The organism is Aeromonas sp. R7-2, assembly GCF_040908105.1.
Taxonomy (GTDB): Bacteria; Pseudomonadota; Gammaproteobacteria; order Enterobacterales; family Aeromonadaceae; genus Aeromonas; species Aeromonas caviae.
Window position 1 is genome coordinate 492,841 of the sequence record NZ_JBFODC010000036.1, and the last position, 17,758, is coordinate 510,598.

Sequence of the window (17,758 nt, forward strand, 5' to 3'; positions counted from 1 at the left end):
CTTGTGTCCTGGCACCGCACTAAGCGGATGCCAGGAAAACATGTTTGATCAACAGCTTGTCGATTTCGGGCAGACAGGTGCCGCAGTTGCTGCCACAGCCGAGCAGGGCCTGCAGCCCCGCCAGCTCGCTCACCCCCTGCCGGGTGATGGCATCGACGATGCGCTGCTCCGAGACCCGCAGGCAGGAGCAGACCAGCCGGCTCTCCCCGGCCAGGGCCTGGCTCAGGGTCTGGCTCAGGGCCCCCGCCTGGAGCGGCGTGCCGAGCAGACTGGCCAGCAGGTCGACCTTGATGTCCGGGCGCCGCGCCCCCACCAGCAGGATCCCCTCGATACGATCTCCGGCCAGGGCCACGGCCAGCCACCCCTCCTTCATGGGCAGCCTGAGCCAGTGCCCCTCGGCCCCCAGCCGTTGCCACAGGCTCTCTGTGCTCTCTGACCAGGAGGCCAGCAGGGTGCAGTTCCCCTCGGGCAGGGGACGCCTGGCCCACCAGTCCACCGGCTCGCGCCACTCACCACGGCCACACCAGATCCCTTGCCAGCGGGTGGGCTGCGCCCTGGCCTGCACCCGCCCCTGTTTGAACATCGGCTGGCCGGAAAGGGGATCCACCACGGGGGCGATGAGGCGGTTGACCGCTCCCTGGCTGCACTGGCTGTCGGTCCAGTGCATGGGCAGGAAGGCCTCCCCCTCCCTGAGCCCCTCATCCAGCCCCACCAGCAGCAGCGCCTCCCCAAGCCCGTTGCAAAGGCGCACCAGGTCCCCCTCCTTCACGCCAAGCGCCAGCAGGCTGGCGGCCCCCATCCGCACCCTGGGCCAGGGCTCGGCCTCCTGCAACCGGGGCACATGGCCGGTGCGGGTCATGGTGTGCCACTGATCCCGCAGGCGGCCACTGTTGAGGAGCAGGGAGACAGCCCCTGCAAGCGGGGGCATTTCTGGCTGCTCGGGGGAGCGCTGGGCCAGGGGCAGCAGGCGGGCCCGGCCATCCGGGGTGGCAAAGCGCTCGTCCTCGAACAAGCGGGCCCTCCCCTGGGGCCAGTCAGCGTTGACGGGCCAGCGCAGGGGTTCCAACGCCTCGAATTCGGCACGGGTGAGACCCGCCAGCCCGGAGATGTCGAACTGGCGGGATCCGTCGTTCTCAAAGCCGGAGAGGGCGGCATGCTCGCAGAAGATCTCGTGCTCGTGCTCATAGGCGAACCCCTCGCCAAAGCCGAGCCGACGGGCGAGCCGGGTCAAGGCCCACCAGTCTGGCCTGGCCTCCCCCGGCAGGGGCAGGAAGGCGCGCTGGCGGCTGATGGTGCGCTCGGAGTTGGTGACGGTGCCGCTCTTCTCCCCCCAGGCGGCGGCAGGCAACAGCAGGTGGGCGAGGCGCGCCGTGTCGGTGTTGGCCGTCACCTCGGAGACCACCAGCAGCTCGCAGCGGCTCAGGGCCTCGCGCACCCGGTTGCCGTCCGGCAGGGAGACCGCCGGGTTGGTGCCGAGCACCCAGAGCGCGCGGATCTCCCCCCGGTGCACCGCCTCGAACAGCTCGACGGCCTTGTGCCCCGGCCCGCGCACCATGGTCGGGCTTCCCCAGAAGCGCTGTACCCGATCGCACTCGGCCTCGCCAAAGCCCATGTGGGCGGCGAGCTGGGTCGCGAGCCCCCCCACCTCACGCCCTCCCATGGCGTTGGGTTGCCCCGTCATGGAGAAGGGAGCCGCCCCCGGCTTGCCGATGCGACCGCACATCAGGTGGGCGTTGATGATGGCGTTGGCCTTGTCCACCCCCTGGTTGGACTGGTTGATCCCCTGGCAGAACAGAGTGACGGTCTTGGGGGTGCGGGCAAAGAGCTGGTAGAAACCGAGCAGATCGCTGCGGGAGAGGCCGCAGCTGCGGGCCACCTCGTCCAACTGCCAGGCCGGATCGTCCAGCTCCCCCGCCAACGCCTCGAAGCCGCTCACGTGCTGCGCCACATAGGCCTTGTCCCAGCCATCGACATCGAGCAGGTAGCGGCACAGGCCGTTCCAGAGCGTCACGTCGCTGCCGGGTTTGAGTGCCAGATGCAGATCCCCCTGCTCCGCCGTCATGGTGCGGCGGGGATCCAGCACCACCAGCCTGAGCTCGGGGCGCCGCGCCCTGGCCTGCTGCAGGCGGCGAAACAGCACGGGATGGGTCCAGGCGGTGTTGGCACCGGTGAGCACCACCAGATCGGCGAGCTCGAGATCCTCGTAACAGGCGGGCACCAGATCCTCCCCGAAGGCGCGCTGGTGGGCCACCACCGCCGACGACATGCAGAGCCGGGAGTTGGTGTCCACGTTGGCACTGCCGAGGTATCCCTTCATCAGCTTGTTGGCGACGTAGTAATCCTCGGTGGTGAGCTGGCCCGACAGATAGATGCCGATGGCACCCGGCCCGGACTCGGCCAGGATGGCGGCAAAACGCTCCGCCAGGGTGTCCAGGGCCTCCTCCCAGCCGATGCGCTGCCCCATCCAGCGCGGATAGAGCAGGCGATCGGGAAAGGCCAGGCTCTCCAGCAGGCTGGCCCCCTTGACGCACAGGGCGCCGCCGTTGGCCGGATGCTGCTCATCCCCCTGCAACTGCCAGTTGTCACCCTCCCGGCTCAGCCGGATGCCGCACCCCACTCCGCAATAGGCACAGGTGGTCTTCATTCCCTTGCTCCTTGTCATGTGTCTGACGAAGGGCCCATAAAAAAAGCGTCCGCCCCCCTGCGGGGACGGACGCCTTTGTCCGGATGCCTCATCGTCTTGTATGGGGAAGTGACTGCAAACCCCGCGCCAGGATGCAAGGGGCGCCGCCATTGCGTATCAGGGTGTCTGGCTGCGCCGCCACGGTGCAGCCGCCCCCTTGTTGGGCCCGCCTTGCGGGAATCCGCCCCGCACGCTGGGCAAGGGGCCCACCGGGGGTATAATGCGCCGCCACACAGGAGAGAGAGATGAAAGTGTCAGATGAAGGCGCTGCCGGGCAGCACCGGGCAGATGCCCGGGAGAGAGGGGACTATTGCGCCATCGGGCTGGTCAATCCCAAATCCCCGGAGAACGTGGGCGCCGTGATGCGGGCCGCCGGCTGCTACGGGGCGAACGAGGTCTACTACACTGGGCAGCGCTTCGAGCTGGCGAGGCGTTTTGTCACCGACACCAAGCAGATGGTGGAGAAGATCCCCCTGCTCGGGGTCGAGGAGCTGCTGGACTTCGTACCCGAGGGCTGCACCCCTGTGCTGGTGGATTTGATCGAGGGGGCCACGCCCCTGCCGGATTACGTGCACCCCGAGAGAGCCTTCTACATCTTCGGCCCGGAGGATGGCACCCTGGAACCCGCCCGCTTCGCGGCGGTGAAGGAGGTCATCTATGTGCCGACTCAGGGTTGCATGAACCTGGCCGCCTCGGTCAACGTCATCCTCTATGACCGGTTGGCCAAGACGCTCAGAGCCAAAGACTAAGGGCGGGGCAAGAGGGGCCCGATGACGGCATCAGGCCCGACAGCTAGGGCTGTGGCTTGTTCGCCCGCACCACCTGCTCCCTGAGAAAGTCCTGGTAGTAGTCGTAGAGCTTGTTCTGCCGATAGATCTCCGCCAGCTTGCCCTGCCTTATCAGGGTACGCATGCCGGGATCCCAGAGCCCGTGCAACTGCCTGCCCTTCGGGGTATCGGCGAAGATGGGGTAGGTCGGGATCCAGCGCAGGAATACCTGTACCAGCTCGGGGGGAAGGGAGCCTTCGGGGTAGAGGGCGCCGTCGGTCAGGTAGTAGCGGTAACGCCCCTTGATCAGCAATTGCAGCGCCATCTCGTGGCTGTCTATCTCGAACCAGCGCATCGGCTCCGGGATGAACTTGTCAAAGGCCCACCCCCTCAGCCAGAGCACCTCCTGCTCCTTGAGGCTGTGCTCCCCTGCCCAGTGCGGCAGCCAGCGCTTTTGCATCACCACGCTCACGTAGTCCGCCGAGTCGGGGTAGTCGGGCTGATGGACCCCGGGCACCTCTCCCCGATAGACCCCCATCGCCATGTCCCCCTCCTTTTTCGACACCACCGCCAGTGCCCGTTTGTAAGGCACCATGTGAAGCTTCACCTCGTGCCCCAGGGGTTCATAGATGGCTCGAACCACATCCAGATAGACCCCCTTGCCGTCCCGGTGACAGAAGCCGGGCCAGTCGTCGCAATAGACGTGTATGGTGTCTGCCCGCACGAACGAGGTGATCAGCAGGCAACAGAACAGAAAAAGACGAACCATGAATATCCTCAGTGATATGGCACTCGGCAGATGCTCACCGCCGGACGGCCCGTTCAGGCATACAGATAGCATAGAAAAACAGAGTCCCGGCCGACATTTTCCCCATTTTGCGAGCGGGTCGAGGGTTATTGTCGCCCCACAGCGTATCATGGCAAACAAGATTCATTAGTAGCCCAACTTGAGGGGAGATTCTCATGCCAACCATCAAATCCCTGCTCTGCCCCGTCGATTTCTCCGAGATGTCCAGAGCGGTACTCGACTACGCCGTCTTCATGGCCAACACCCACCAGGCCGAGCTCAAACTGGTCCACGTGGTGGATCAGCTGCACGGCTTCGACAGCTACAAGATCCTGCACATGACGGCCATCGAGATCACCCACGAGATGGAACGCCAGGCCAAGAGTCAGCTCAAGGAACTGGTCGCCTGCCTGCCGATTCCGGCCAAGTTCGAGGTCCGTTTTGGCCGCGCCGCCGATGAAATCGTACTCCAGGCGAAGGAAGACAAGGTGGATCTCGTGGTCATGGGCAGCCATGGCCGCTCCGGCATCACCCACCTGCTGGTGGGCAGCGTGGCGGAATCCGTGGTGCGCCACGCTCCCTGCCCTGTGCTGGTGGTCCGCAAATAATCCCCGCCTGATGCGCCAAGGCCAGCATATGCTGGCCTTTTTGCTGTTCATTGCCATGGGATGCTCATCTCAGAACCGGTGCACGAGGGATAACGAGAGGTCGTCGGCAAGGTAGAGCGCCGCCCACCAGTCCTGGTGACGCCCTCGCAGCAGGCTCGCGGGCAGGGTCTCAGCCATGGGCATAGATGACGCTCCCTCCCTTGATGGTGTCGATGATCGCCCTGGACTGCTCCCTTGGCAGGGCCGGGCATCCCCAGCTGCGCCCCAGCTTGTCAAACTTCTGCAGATGCCTGGGGCTGGCGTAGTCCGCCCCGTGCACCACGATGGCGCGCTTGCGGGCATTGCTGTTCTTGCCGGGACTGAGGCCGTCGAGACGCAGGGAGTAACCGTGCTTGCCCTGATAGGTCTCGGCGGTGCGGTAGACCCCCAGGGAACTTTGCCGGGAATTCATCTGATTGGAGAACTGGCGGGCGGCCAGCTCCCCCGAATTGCGGCCGTGGCTGACCCAGGTGTGGTAGAGCAGCTTGTGGCGCTTGACGTCGATGACGAACAGCCGGCGCATGGTCGAGGGCTTGCTGTAGTCGATGATGGTGAGAATGGGTTTTCGCTTGTGGCGCACGCTCTGGTAACCGTCCAGGGCCTTGCGAAACACGCGGCTGTCGAGCTTGCCGGCCAGCCCGAGCTGACGATAGAGATCCTGGTCCCAGCTGGCGTGGCTGGCGCCGCTGAAACAGAGCGCCCCCAGCAGCAGTGGCAAGCTCAGCCAGAGGCTGCCCCACCACGCACTCCTATCCTGTCCCTTCATCCTTGAAGTTGCTCCCCTTGCTGTCGCTGGCCTGATGCCCCGGGTGACACCGCATCCTGCTGGATAGTTATATGCAAGCCATTGATTGCGAGCAATAAAAAAGCACAAAAATGCCGACCTGAGTCGGCATTATCCTGCTTGCTGAGCGTGCCTGGATCAGGCACGGCTGAGATAATCCGCCTGCCCCACCCACTTGTAGCTGGTGAGTTCGGTCAGCCCCATGGGGCCACGGGCGTGAAGCATCTGGGTCGAGACCGCCACCTCGGCCCCGAGGCCAAACTGGCCGCCGTCGGTGAAGCGGGTGGAGGCGTTGACATAGACCGCCGCCGAACCGGCCCCGTTGACGAAACGCTCGGCATTGGCGAGGGAGTTGGTCAGGATGGCATCGGAGTGGCCGGCGTTGTGCTCGCGCATATGGGCGAGCGCCTCGTTGACGTCCGCCACCACCTTGACCCCCAGGGTCAGCCCCAGCCACTCGGTGTCGAAATCTTCCGGCCCCGCGTCGCACAGGTTGTCGCTGCCAGCCAGCAGCGCCATGGCATTGGGCGCGCCCACCAGGGTCACCTTGCGCTCGTTCATCAGAGCCACCAGTTGCGGCAGCAAGGTGGCCGCCACCTTCTCGTGTACCAGCAGGGTATCGAGGGCGTTGCAGGCGGAGGGGCGCTGCACCTTGGCGTTCTCGATGACCGCCAGGGAACGCGCCAGATCGGCGCTCTCGTCCACGAAGATATGGCTGATACCGAACCCGCCGATGATGACGGGGATGGAGCTGTTCTCCTTGCACATCTTGTGAAGACCCGCGCCGCCGCGGGGGATGATCATATCCACGTAGCGGTCGAGGCGCAGCAACTCGGCCACCAGCGCCCTGTCCGGGTTGTCGATGTACTGCACCGCCGCCTCGGGCAGGCCGGACGCCGCCAGGGCATGCTGGATCACCCGCACCAGCTCCAGGTTGGAGTGGAAGGTCTCGCGACCACCGCGCAGAATGCTGGCGTTGCCGGTCTTGAGGCAGAGGCTGGCGATGTCGATGGTGACGTTGGGGCGCGCCTCGTAGATGACGCCGATGACCCCGATGGGCACCCGGCGACGGGAGAGGCGCAGGCCATTCTCCAGCACCCGGCTGTCGATTTCGGCCCCGACCGGATCGTCCAGGGTGATCACCTTGCGCACATCCGCCACTATGCCGGCAAGGCGCGCCGGGTTGAGCAGCAGGCGATCCAGCATCGCTTCCGTGAGCCCCGCCTCGCGCCCGGCGGCGATGTCTTTCTCGTTGGCCGCCAGGATCTGGGCACTGCGTGCTTCCAGTTCATCGGCGATGGCCGCCAGCGCCCGGTTCTTCTGTGCCGTGCTGACGGTGGCCAGTTGATAGGCGGCTTCACGGGCCGCCTGCCCCATTTTCTCCAGACTCATCACAGTTCCCTTTTGTTCATGCGGTGTCGCCCTGTTCAGAGCAGCACCATGTCATCACGGTGGATGGCCACGGCCCCATAGCCGTAACCCAATACCTGTTCAATCTGATCCGAGTGGACACCGCGCAGCCGATCCAGCTCCAGATGGTCGTAACGGCAAATGCCGCGAGCCAGCTCGCTCCCCTTGGGATCCAGGATACGCACCACGTCGCCACGCACGAAATCTCCCTTCACCGCGACGATGCCCTTGGGCAGCAGGCTGGAGCCCTTCTCCTGCATGGCGGCCACGGCCCCCTGATCCACCTGCACTTCGCCGTGAGGAGGGGGCCCTGCCAGGATCCAGCTCTTGCGCCCTTCCAGGGGGGATGCCAGGGCCGGGAACAGGGTCCCCACCCGCTCCCCGGCGGCGAGTCGGCCGATCACTTCCGGGATCTGGCCGGTGGCGATCACCACGTCCACCCCGGCCCGGCGTGCCACGTCGGCCGCCTGCAACTTGGTGGCCATGCCACCGGTGCCAAGGCCGCTCACGCTGTCACCGGCAAGGGAGCGCAGGGTGTCGTCTATGGTCTGCACCTCTTCGATGAGCTGGGCATCCGGGTTGGTGCGCGGGTCGGCGGTGAAGAGCCCCTTCTGATCCGTGAGCAGGATCAGCAAGTCCGCATCCGCCAGGATGGCCGCACGGGCAGAGAGGTTGTCGTTGTCCCCCACCTTGATCTCGGCGGTGGCCACGGCGTCGTTCTCGTTGATGACGGGGATGATGCGGTGATCGAGCAGAGTGCGCAGGGTGTCGCGGGCATTGAGGTAGCGCTCCCTGTCTTCCAGGTCGGCGCGGGTCAGCAGCATCTGGCCGATGTGCAGCCCGTAGAGGTTGAACAGGTCCTGCCATACCCGGATGAGCTGGGTCTGACCCACCGCCGCCAGCATCTGTTTGTTCGGCAGGGTAGGCGCCAGCGGAGGGTGGCCCAGATGCTCGCGACCGGCGGCGATGGCCCCCGACGTGACCAGCACGACACGGTGCCCGTGTCGATGCAAGGCGGCACATTGTCTGACCAGCTCGACCATGTGGGCACGGTTGAGGCGGGCAGATCCCCCGGTGAGCACGCTGGTGCCCAGTTTGACGACTATGGTTCTGTTTTCCATGGGAACGAAGGGTTAGAAAAGTAAGGAATCCCTTTATACCCACGGCCCCCCTGCCCTGCAAGGCAATTAAGCCTCGCCAGGCAGTTGCGGGCTCGGTGGCAAAGCATCGGGGTACCCCGCACCGGGAAGATGCGGGGCTTGGGGATCAGGCTGCCGTCACGCTCAGTTGGGCGGTCACCTGCTTCGCGGGGGAGAGGGTGCACTCCAGCTGGGTCAACTTGCCGCTGATGAGCTTGTAGAAATATTGCAGGGTGCGTTCCACTTCCGCCTGATGCTTCTTGGGCAGTGCCTTGTCGATCCACTCCCCGTCCGCGTTGTAGAACCCCGTCTGATAGTGGTAGCTGAAGCTGTGATCCTCCTGCTCCAGCACCAGCCACCAGCCCCAGAACTCCCGCTTGTCCGGGGCAGGCTTGGCGCTGACGCAGACGGACAGGCAGTCAAAGCGGTAGCGGCCCTCCTCGCACAGGTCTTCACGCAAATAGGGGCCAATGGCCGCGAACTGCCGAAGCAATCGCTTGTAAGTCACTCTTTCTGACATGCTAACCTCCCTGTTGAACAAGCCATACCATCACATGGTGATGTTACATTTTTAGTTTTATATCATGTACATAAGTGCTTTTTGAGCCAATCTACCGTCTCTTTCAGTGCCTCGTCATAGACCTCGAGCAGTGGCTGCTTGTCAAACACCACCGCCTTGCCGTTGCGACTCGCAGCGGCCAATGCCCGGACATCCTGCTCGGGACAAATAAAATCTTTCTTGTGCCCGATACTCAATATCGGCACGGAAGTGCGACTCCCCAGCAATCCCTGGGTCTTGAGGGAGAAGACCTGACACTTGGTGCGCAGCAGATCCCACTGGGCCGCGTCCGCCCCCAGCCGGTTCGCCAGCCCGTCGCGCATCATGCGCGGGCAGCGGGCGAACATCTCCTGATTGGTGAACACCTGGTTGATGCCGGCACCGATGCAGACCACGGTCCTAAGCTTGAACGGCTCGACGAAGGCGAGACGGGCCGCCACATTGCCGGCGAGGCGGAACCCCACCATGGCGATGCGCTGGTGATCGACCCAGGCCACCTCCGAGAGGTAGTTGAGCACCGCCTGGTGCAGGCGGCTGGTGTCCTGCACGAGGGGCCAGTGCTCGGCATAGCCGGTGCCCGGCATGTCCAGGGAGAGCATCCCGATGCCGTGGGGCTCGAGACACTTGAAATAGAAGTTGAGGAAGTCCACCTGAAGCGAATCGATGCCACCGCTGACGATGACCAGGGGCACAGGTTTCTCGGTGGTGGGCAGATGCAGGTAGCCCTGGATGGTCTTGCCCCGAAACGGGACCTGCAACTCCTTGAGGGGCACCTTGAACAGGCGTCCTGCCTCGCGATAGGCCATGTTGCCGAGCAACTGGGCCTGATCCGCCAGCTCGTCGTGCTTGAGGTGGGGGTAGCTTGCGATGGAGTAGTAGCGCACTGCCTTGAGCAGGCTCTTCAGCGCCGCGGCGCGATCCCCTTCCCCCAGCAGCGTCCGCCCCGTATTGAAATAACGGCCGGCGAGCTGGCTCCACTCATAGACCCAGTTGCCGGGCACATAGCCCTTGATGGTGTCCAGATAGCGTTCGTGACTGCGCTCCCCCTGCCCCATGGCGATGTGCGCCAGGGTCTGCTCCACCTCGACGGGATCGGCCCCCTGCCAGGCCCAGGTCGGTCTGCGCAGCAGGCGATACCAGCGGGGCGACAGGGCGCCATCGATGAAGCTGTCAGACAGTGCGCTGTCTTGCTCGTCGACGGGGCTAGAGTTGGAGACTTCGGAAGTTTCCAATACCTTTTTGACCCGGGTAAACAGCTTTTCCGTCAGATTGGTATCGTCGTTTGGTTCCAAAATGGTGGCTCTTCTGTCTCAAACAATGTCCCATCTTAACCACTTTTCACATCGAGCAGCCACACCAGAAACACATTGAGCCCCAAAAGGGGCTCAATGTGGTCAACCTTGCATCACGACGGATCAGTCCGCTCCCGAATGCCGGGGAGTCACTGGTCGCGACCGGTGCGGCGATTACGCTTCGTCGCAGATCGGCTTGGCGAACTCCAGCGCCATGTCCCAGGGCTGTTCAATCCAGGTATCCTGCGGAATGGCGACTTCGAAGTCATCCACCAGGGGTTCGCCCATGGGCTTGGCGAAGATGGTGATGAACTTGGCTCTGGGGTAGAGCTCGCGGATCGCCTTGGCGGTGCCGCCGGTGTCCACCAGATCGTCCACCACCAGCCAGCCTTCGCCGTCACCTGCGGTGGTGGCAGCCTTCACCACCACCAGCTCGCGCTGGTTGTCGTGGTCATAGCTGGAGATGCAGAGGGTTTCGACATTGCGAATGCCAAGTTCGCGGGCCATCAGGGCCGCAGGCACCAGACCACCGCGGCTGACGGCGATGATCCCTTTCCACTGGCTGACAGGCAGTTGACGACGGGCCAGACGGCGCGCTTCGCGTTGCAGGTTATCCCACGATACATAGAACTTTTTTGGCATGCTATCGATCTCAACGAGTTATAAAGCAATCACTTATGAGGCGAGAACCCGGCAAAGAGACGGGTTCAGGTCAATTCTGGCACCCCGTTTCCCGAATTTTGCTTGCACTTTTTCGGCCTCGGGGCTGACGCCTCGGCGGCAAAAACGGATGCAATGCGAACAGGGATGGGGTGTAGCTGGCGGCCATCTCGGGTGGACTCCCGATCTCGGGCCGGCTGTTGGGCCGGTATGATAGCACTCTTTATGGATAAATTGAGCGGCAAACGTATGCGAAAAACAGGAAATGTCCGCCATCTCCCGCACTGTCGCCCTTTTGGGAGGGCTCCGGCGACACCGACAGGTTAGCCGTTTGACACACATTCCATGACATTCGGGCAAAAAAATAGCAGGGGGAGGAGAGGATCCTCACACACCTGCTGCTGTTACCTGTGACGCCTGCGAGCCTTAACGGCGGGTGGCGTAGGGATTCGGGTAGTTGAAGCCCTGGGTATAGAGAGATTGGGCAAACCAATAGGTTGAATTGCTGCCTGACATCATAAACTCCTGATTGCTTAACAAGTTACGTACCTTAATGCGGGTTCACATCCTTGAACTGACACTCGGTTCCATGGAGGCGCACTTGCTTTGCTTCGGTTCCCTGGAGGCATTGATTGTCATCCTGACAAGTGGGCTGGCCACGGCGGCTAATTTACCACCCGGCGCCCAAAAGACAATATTTTTGTGACTGATATCACAAAATTGATGTTGTGCTGACACAAATAAGGCAGGTAGTGAAGTTCGCCATACATGCTCCCTTTCCCAGCACAAGCAGAGCGTCATTTGCGCTGATCGCTCACATTTTTGCGTGATTGACTGTATTATCGTTATCCTCTTCCCCGGCCCGCAGAGTGGGGCCCGACATTTTCCATGCTGGTAAGGAGTCCCGACGTGGCACAGCTCAGTTCTCTGTCTCCCAAGTTGATTTGGCAATTCTTCGAGCAGATCTGCTCCATCCCCCACCCCTCCAAGCACGAAGCCCAACTGAGCGCCTGGATCGTCGCATGGGCCCAGGGAGAAGGCCTGGCGGTCAAGCAAGATGCCGTCGGCAACATCATCATCAAGAAACCGGCCACGCCGGGGATGGAAAACCGCAAGGCCGTGGTGCTGCAAGCCCACATCGACATGGTGCCCCAGGCCAACGCCGACACCCAGCACGACTTCACCACCGATCCCATCGATGCCTACATCGATGGCGAATGGGTCACCGCCCGTGGTACCACCCTGGGTGCCGACAACGGCATGGGCATGGCGGGCTGCCTGGCCGTGCTGGCCGACAAGACCATCAAGCACGGCCCGCTGGAAGTGCTGCTGACCACCGACGAGGAGACCGGCATGACCGGCGCCTTCGGTCTGGAAGCGGGCTGGCTGGAGGGCGAGATCCTGCTCAATACCGACTCCGAAGAGGATGGCGAAGTCTACATGGGCTGCGCCGGCGGGGTGGATGCCAATATCCGCTTCCCCCTGGAGCTGGTTGCTGCCACCGAGGGTGAAGGTTTCGAGCTGCAGGTCAAGGGCCTGCGCGGCGGCCACTCCGGGGTCGACATCCATCGCGGCCGCGGCAACGCCAACAAGCTGCTGGTCCGTCTGCTCAAGGCCGCCGAACCGCTGGGGGTGCGCCTTGGCGATCTCAGCGGCGGCACCTTGCGCAACGCCATCCCCCGCGAGGCCCGTGCCAGCCTGCTGGTGCCCGCCGCCAGCGTGGCTGACTTCAAGGCCCTGGTGGACCGCTACGCCGGCATCTATCAGAGCGAGCTGGCCGCCACCGAGGCCAACCTCACCGTGCTGCTCACCGCCCGGGAGAAACCGGCCCAGCTCATGAGCGAGTCCCTGCAAAGCCGCCTGCTGGATGCCCTGATGGCCTGCCCGAACGGGGTGATGCGCATGAGCGACGCCATCCCGGGCGTGACCGAGACCTCCACCAACCTGGGTGTCATCAAGACACTCGAGGGGGAAGTCTATGTGCAGTGCCTGATCCGCTCCCTCATCGATTCCGGTCGCGAGAACATCGAGCAGATGACCCGCTCCCTGTTCACCCTGGCCGGCGCCAGCTGCGAGTTCACAGGCGCCTACCCGGGTTGGGCACCGAACGTGGACTCCCCAGTAATGGCGCTGGTACGCAACAGCTACCAGACCCTGTTTGGCGAGATGCCGAACGTCATGGTGATCCATGCAGGCCTCGAGTGCGGTCTGTTCAAGAGCGCCTACCCGGACTGGGACATGGTCTCCTTCGGCCCGACCATCCGTGGCGCCCACGCACCGGGGGAGAAGGTACACATCCCGGCGGTCGAGCGTTTCTGGCAACTGCTGGTTCACGTGCTGGCACATATCCCGGCCAAGTAAGCCAGCTCACGACCATACCGATGCCCCGCCCCGTGCGGGGCATCTTTTTTGTGCTCCCTCCTCGGCCACCTCTCTCATATCCCCGATTCCACGCGCGGCCCTGGCTTGAAACCGTATCCATGAACAGGTCTGCATTTGAAAACCCTTTCCATGATTTATGTAAATTTACAACACAAAAAGTTGATCCAGCTCACATATGCCCCTAGGATCAGAACGTGACCAAGGTCACACAACCCATGAACCACAGAGAAACGAGGTCATCATATGTTCGAGAATCTGGCAGTGCTGTTCCACCTGAAGGGTGCAACCAGCAAGAAAGGTGCTGAAGAGAAAGACACTTATGCGCCTGCAACCCGCAATTACTACTTCCGTTATGGCGCCTGATATCGCCTGTCCGGAAGTTGAAATTAGCAACGTAATAAAACTACAAAACAACTCAGCAATCCACACAGCAGCCACCCCCATCGGGGCGCTGTCCTGCCCGGGCCAGAATTTCCACGGCCAAACCTGAACTCCAACCATGAAGATGGGGCCCGCAGGCCCCATTTTTTTATCCCGTTTCCGCCTTTATTGCGCCTCCTCGGTGCCACCTTGCAGCGATGCCGGTCGCGACGCGGCGGGCGCCGGCATCATATCGCCTTTCCCAACGGCACCGCCTCCTGCACGGTCAAGGGGAAATGGCAGGCCACCTGATGCCCCTGCCCGCCGCACGCCTCAAGGGCGGGCGAGCGGGTGCGGCACAGATCCGTTGCATGGGGACAGCGCTGGTGAAAGTGGCAGCCACTCGGCGGCGAGATGGGGGACGGCACATCCCCCGTCAGCAGGATGCGCTGGCTGCGCCGCCGCGGATCCGGCACCGGAATGGCGGAGATGAGCGCCTGGGTATAGGGATGGCGCGGTGCCAGGTAGAGAGCCTGGGCCTCGGCCAGCTCGACGATCCGGCCCAGATACATCACCGCAATCCTGTCCGAGATGTGCTTGACCACCGACAGGTCATGGGCGATGAAGATGATGGCGAGGTTCATCTCCCGCTGCAGATTGAGCAGCAGGTTCACGATCTGGGACTGCACCGACACGTCGAGCGCCGACACCGCCTCGTCACACACCAGCAGCTTGGGCTTGAGGGCGATGGCGCGAGCGATGCCGATGCGCTGGCGCTGGCCGCCAGAGAACTCATGGGGGTAGCGATCCACCGCGCTGCCGGGCAAGCCGACTTTCTCCAGCAGCTCCTGCACCCATGTCCGGCGCTGTTCGGCGTTGCCCTTGCCGTGGATGATGAAAGGCTCCTCCAGGATCTGCCCAACCGTGTGGCGGCTGTTGAGGGATTCTGCGGGATCCTGGAACACGATCTGCATCTCCTGACGCAGGGATCGCATCTCCTTGGGCGAGAGGTGGGTGATGTCACGCCCCTCGAAGGTGATGGAGCCGGCGCTCGGCTCGAACAGCTTGAGCAACGAACGCCCCAGGGTGGACTTGCCGCATCCCGACTCCCCCACCAGGCCAAGGGTCTCCCCCTGCCTGAGATCAAAGCTGATGCCATCCACCGCGTAGACGGTGTATTGCTTGCGCAAGAAACCGCCACCCATCTTGAAATGCTGCTTTAAATTGCTTACCGACAACAAGCTGGTCATGACTTCCATCCCCGACGATTCATGGCAGCAGACGACCTGGTCGCCTTCCCGCCGCCTGGCTGCCCTGCGACACCCCGCCCCCGCACCAGGCCGTTCATAGGCTCACCTCCTTCCAGTGGTGGCATGCCACCCCGTGGCGTTCGCTCAACTGCTCGGTCACCGGTATCGTCTCCACGCAAAGGGGCGTGGCATGGGGGCAGCGGTTGGAGAAACGGCACCCCGCCGGCATCTCGTGCAGGGCGGGCACCTGACCCTTGATGGTCTTGAGCAGGCTCTTTGGCACATCTTCCAGACGCGGGATCGAGGCCATCAGACCATGAGTATAGGGATGGCGCGGGTGGTCAAACAGTTCATAGATATCGGCCCGCTCCACCGCACGCCCGGCATACATCACCACCACCTCGTCGCACAGCTCCGCCACCACCCCGAGATCGTGGGTGATGAAGATGATGGCCATGCCGGTCTGGGCTTGCAGCTCCTTCATCAGATCCAGGATCTGGGCCTGGATGGTCACATCGAGCGCCGTGGTCGGCTCGTCGCAGATGAGCAGGGCCGGTTCGCAGGCCAGCGCCATGGCGATCATCACCCGCTGGCGCATGCCGCCGGAAAGATTGTGGGGATAAGCCGCGAAACGCTGGGCAGGCTCGGGGATCCCCACCTTCTTCAACATGGCGATGGCGGCGTCACGGCGCTGGGCCTTGCTGTAATCGGGGCGGTGGAGGCGAAACACCTCCATCAGCTGATCGCCGACCGTCTGCACCGGGTTGAGGGCCGTCATGGGCTCCTGAAAGATCATGGAGATACGGTTGCCGCGCACCTTGTACATCTGCTCCGGCGGCAGATTGAGCAGCTCCTCCCCCTGAAAGCGGATGGAGCCCGCCACCACCTGACCGTGGGGCCTTGGCAGCAACCCCATGATGGCCAGCGAGGTGACGCTCTTGCCGCAGCCGGACTCGCCGACTATCCCCAGGGTTTTGCCCGGGGCGACCTGGAAGCTGACCCCGTCGAGCACCTTGATCTTGCCGTCGTCGACGGCGAACTCCACCTCGAGATCCCGCACCTCGAGGATGGGGGACAGAGACTGCCCCTCATGATCTCTGGTGCCGGGGGCGGTGGCCTGTGTGTTGGGCATGACTGCTGCTCCCTTCTGGGCCACATCAATGATGTGCATAGGTCTTGTCGATCAGGGTGATGGGGGCCAGCGACTTGCCGTCAGCCTTGGCCTTCTGGGTCTCCTCCTTCACTTTGGGATCGATCCAGAGCAGGCCGCCACTGCTGTGGGGGTAGCCATCCATGGGCCAGTAGAGCAGATCCGGGGTGTTGCGGGTGGCGGGCACCTCCGGCAGCATCACATAGCGCCAGCTGCTGGCTCGCACGTAGTTGAGCTGAACGCCGGGCACGAAGATGGCGAGATCATAGATGCGCTGCTGGATCTGGTGGGAAAGCGCGGCCCGCTTGTCCATGTCGAACTCGACGTTGTAGGCGTCGATCAGGCTGTCGAGCGCTTTGTCAGCCACGTTGAACAGGTTGTTGGTCTGGGGCTTGTTGGCGTTGTCGGAGTGGAAGGACTCCCAGTATTGCGGATAGAGACCGCCGCCCCCCCAGCCAAGCCAGGCCGCCTCGTGTTTCTTCTCCAGCATCACCTTGAAGCCGGTGGCGCCATCCACCAGATTGAGTTCCAGATCCAGGCCCGCCTTCTTGGCCTCTTCCTTGAGCACGGTCAGCCGCTTGGAGTGCTCCTGGCTGGTGTAGGTGAGGGCCAGGGTGAGCCGCTCTCCCTTGTCGTTTTGCAGGATGCCGTCCGGCCCCTGCTTGCCGTAACCGCCCTTGGCGAAGTACTCCCGTGCCTTGGCGATGTCGTAGGCCCGCTCCGGCAGCGCGATGTCGGTGAAGGCCCCGAAGCCAGAGCCGAAGGTGGTAGCGCGGTCATAGTCGCCGTGCAGCACCGTCTCTATCATCTTGTCGATGTTGAAGGCGTGCTGAATGCCGACCCGCACGTTGAGATCCGCCAGCTTGGGATTGGCCACGTTGAGGTGAACCCCCTGACCCCCCTGCTTGGTGTCGGTCATGGCCATCACCTTCTGCACGTATCCCTGCTTGTACTCCGGGGTGACCGCCTTCTCATGCCACCAGTTGGGCAGGATCATCTCGAAGGTGTCCAGCTCCCCCTTCAGGAAGTGGCGGAACGCGATGTTGTGGTCGCGGATCACCTGCACCTTGATGGTGTCGAGGTTGAACCTGTGCTGGTTGTAGCGATCGTCTTTTGCCCACCACTCCTTCTGCTTGCTGAAGGTGACGGACTTGCCCTTCTTCACGTCGCTCATCACGTAAGGGCCCGTGGTGGGTACCACGGCCCAGTTGTACTGCTTCACCCAGTTCGGGCCCATCTTGTAGTAGTGCTTGGGCTGGGGCCACAGTTCGGTGGTGTTGAGGAGATCGAGCTTGGCCTTGCGGCTGCCCGCTTTGACCAGGATGGTGTGGTCGTCAATCTTCTCCACCGCCACCACCTCGGTGGTGTAGTAGTTGTTGAACCAGGGGCCCTTGATGTCCTTGGAGCGCATCATCTCGTAGCCGAAGGTGTAGTCATCGGCGGTGACCGGCTTGCCGTCGGACCACTTGGCGCGCGGGTCGAGCTTGAAATAGACGGTCTGGCTGTCCGGCGCGATGGCCCAGGCATTCGCCAGGGCCGGAATGGGGTTGCCCGTGTTGGGATGGAAGCTGATGAGCCTCATCTGGTTGTCGAGGATGAAGGAGCGGAACGAGCCGTTGGAATCCGGCCCCACGGTGCGAAACGTCAGCGGGAAGCTGTCGACGAAGAGATTTAGGTTGCCGCCGGGCAGCGCCTTGGGAGAGGCGAACACGGGGTCGGTGTCGTTGGTCTCCCACGTCAGATCCGCGGGCAGGCTAGCCGCCCACACCCAGGATCCGTTCAACAGCAGAAAGAGAGCACCTGTCCATTTGATTTTATTGTTCATGTTTGACTTCCTGGTCATGCCCCTGCACTGGGGGCGTCTTCATTAAGGGTCCTGTCGATGTGC

At 63.0% G+C, this 17,758-nt stretch carries 14 protein-coding genes; 3 read left to right on the top strand and 11 right to left on the bottom strand.

The genetic code is table 11. The annotated features are described in order from the left end of the window. Positions 1-19 precede the first annotated feature (19 nt). On the bottom strand, positions 20-2,644 hold the full coding sequence (locus AB5Y47_RS17705) for a molybdopterin-dependent oxidoreductase (RefSeq protein WP_368220437.1): 2,625 nt from the start codon (positions 2,642-2,644) through the stop codon (positions 20-22). Between the two features lie 284 nt (positions 2,645-2,928). Between AB5Y47_RS17705 and AB5Y47_RS17710 the strand changes: the two genes are divergently transcribed. Next, entirely contained in the window at positions 2,929-3,432 is a 504-nt protein-coding gene (locus tag AB5Y47_RS17710) for an RNA methyltransferase (protein ID WP_045525729.1), read from the top strand. Positions 3,433-3,475: 43 nt separating this feature from the next. Here AB5Y47_RS17710 and AB5Y47_RS17715 read toward each other — a convergent pair whose 3' ends face one another. Further along, positions 3,476-4,219 carry a hypothetical protein gene (locus tag AB5Y47_RS17715; protein WP_010675456.1) on the bottom strand — a complete coding sequence of 248 codons (744 nt, stop codon included), beginning with the start codon at positions 4,217-4,219 and terminating at the stop codon, positions 3,476-3,478. A gap of 194 nt (positions 4,220-4,413) precedes the next feature. On the opposite strand from AB5Y47_RS17715, the gene AB5Y47_RS17720 reads away from it, so the two are divergent. Beyond that, entirely contained in the window at positions 4,414-4,845 is a 432-nt protein-coding gene (locus AB5Y47_RS17720; RefSeq protein WP_041212463.1) for a universal stress protein, read from the top strand. A gap of 169 nt (positions 4,846-5,014) precedes the next feature. Here AB5Y47_RS17720 and AB5Y47_RS17725 read toward each other — a convergent pair whose 3' ends face one another. The 6 genes from AB5Y47_RS17725 to gpt all read right to left on the bottom strand — a co-directional run bounded on the left by AB5Y47_RS17725 (position 5,015) and on the right by gpt (position 10,710). Then, complete coding sequence (locus AB5Y47_RS17725) at positions 5,015-5,650, bottom strand: murein L,D-transpeptidase catalytic domain family protein (RefSeq protein WP_042016892.1); 636 nt, start codon at positions 5,648-5,650, stop codon at positions 5,015-5,017. A gap of 156 nt (positions 5,651-5,806) precedes the next feature. Then, on the bottom strand, positions 5,807-7,063 hold the full coding sequence (locus AB5Y47_RS17730) for a glutamate-5-semialdehyde dehydrogenase (RefSeq protein WP_262512438.1): 1,257 nt from the start codon (positions 7,061-7,063) through the stop codon (positions 5,807-5,809). 32 nt (positions 7,064-7,095) lie between these two features. Beyond that, positions 7,096-8,199, bottom strand: coding sequence for a glutamate 5-kinase (gene proB, locus AB5Y47_RS17735; RefSeq protein ID WP_010675460.1), 1,104 nt, complete (start codon positions 8,197-8,199; stop codon positions 7,096-7,098). 145 nt (positions 8,200-8,344) lie between these two features. After that, on the bottom strand, positions 8,345-8,737 hold the full coding sequence (crl, locus tag AB5Y47_RS17740; protein ID WP_368220438.1) for a sigma factor-binding protein Crl: 393 nt from the start codon (positions 8,735-8,737) through the stop codon (positions 8,345-8,347). Positions 8,738-8,799: 62 nt separating this feature from the next. Then, complete coding sequence (gene frsA, locus AB5Y47_RS17745) at positions 8,800-10,068, bottom strand: esterase FrsA (protein WP_010675462.1); 1,269 nt, start codon at positions 10,066-10,068, stop codon at positions 8,800-8,802. Between the two features lie 174 nt (positions 10,069-10,242). Beyond that, complete coding sequence (gene gpt / locus AB5Y47_RS17750) at positions 10,243-10,710, bottom strand: xanthine phosphoribosyltransferase (RefSeq protein WP_039040347.1); 468 nt, start codon at positions 10,708-10,710, stop codon at positions 10,243-10,245. Between the two features lie 927 nt (positions 10,711-11,637). Between gpt and AB5Y47_RS17755 the strand changes: the two genes are divergently transcribed. Next, positions 11,638-13,089 (top strand): aminoacyl-histidine dipeptidase, encoded by a 1,452-nt coding sequence (locus tag AB5Y47_RS17755; protein ID WP_368220440.1) that lies wholly within the window; start codon positions 11,638-11,640, stop codon positions 13,087-13,089. A 629-nt stretch (positions 13,090-13,718) separates the two neighbouring features. On the opposite strand, the gene AB5Y47_RS17760 is transcribed toward AB5Y47_RS17755, so the two are convergent. The 3 genes from AB5Y47_RS17760 to AB5Y47_RS17770 all read right to left on the bottom strand — a co-directional run bounded on the left by AB5Y47_RS17760 (position 13,719) and on the right by AB5Y47_RS17770 (position 17,695). Further along, complete coding sequence (locus AB5Y47_RS17760; protein ID WP_069784465.1) at positions 13,719-14,720, bottom strand: ABC transporter ATP-binding protein; 1,002 nt, start codon at positions 14,718-14,720, stop codon at positions 13,719-13,721. Between the two features lie 94 nt (positions 14,721-14,814). Beyond that, positions 14,815-15,852, bottom strand: coding sequence for an ABC transporter ATP-binding protein (locus AB5Y47_RS17765; protein ID WP_042883300.1), 1,038 nt, complete (start codon positions 15,850-15,852; stop codon positions 14,815-14,817). A gap of 25 nt (positions 15,853-15,877) precedes the next feature. Continuing rightward, positions 15,878-17,695, bottom strand: a complete 1,818-nt coding sequence (locus AB5Y47_RS17770) for an extracellular solute-binding protein (protein ID WP_324041301.1) — start codon at positions 17,693-17,695, stop codon at positions 15,878-15,880. Positions 17,696-17,758: the final 63 nt, after the last annotated feature.

Excerpts from the sequence above, each read along its gene's own strand:
- AB5Y47_RS17705 (WP_368220437.1), bottom strand. The coding sequence starts at position 2,644 with ATGAAGACCACCTGTGCCTATTGCGGAGTGGGGTGCGGCATCCGGCTG.
- AB5Y47_RS17710 (WP_045525729.1), top strand. The coding sequence starts at position 2,929 with ATGAAAGTGTCAGATGAAGGCGCTGCCGGGCAGCACCGGGCAGATGCC.
- AB5Y47_RS17715 (WP_010675456.1), bottom strand. The coding sequence starts at position 4,219 with ATGGTTCGTCTTTTTCTGTTCTGTTGCCTGCTGATCACCTCGTTCGTG.
- AB5Y47_RS17720 (WP_041212463.1), top strand. The coding sequence starts at position 4,414 with ATGCCAACCATCAAATCCCTGCTCTGCCCCGTCGATTTCTCCGAGATG.
- AB5Y47_RS17725 (WP_042016892.1), bottom strand. The coding sequence starts at position 5,650 with ATGAAGGGACAGGATAGGAGTGCGTGGTGGGGCAGCCTCTGGCTGAGC.
- proB (WP_010675460.1), bottom strand. The coding sequence starts at position 8,199 with ATGGAAAACAGAACCATAGTCGTCAAACTGGGCACCAGCGTGCTCACC.
- crl (WP_368220438.1), bottom strand. The coding sequence starts at position 8,737 with ATGTCAGAAAGAGTGACTTACAAGCGATTGCTTCGGCAGTTCGCGGCC.
- gpt (WP_039040347.1), bottom strand. The coding sequence starts at position 10,710 with ATGCCAAAAAAGTTCTATGTATCGTGGGATAACCTGCAACGCGAAGCG.
- AB5Y47_RS17760 (WP_069784465.1), bottom strand. The coding sequence starts at position 14,720 with ATGACCAGCTTGTTGTCGGTAAGCAATTTAAAGCAGCATTTCAAGATG.
- AB5Y47_RS17765 (WP_042883300.1), bottom strand. The coding sequence starts at position 15,852 with ATGCCCAACACACAGGCCACCGCCCCCGGCACCAGAGATCATGAGGGG.
- AB5Y47_RS17770 (WP_324041301.1), bottom strand. The coding sequence starts at position 17,695 with ATGAACAATAAAATCAAATGGACAGGTGCTCTCTTTCTGCTGTTGAAC.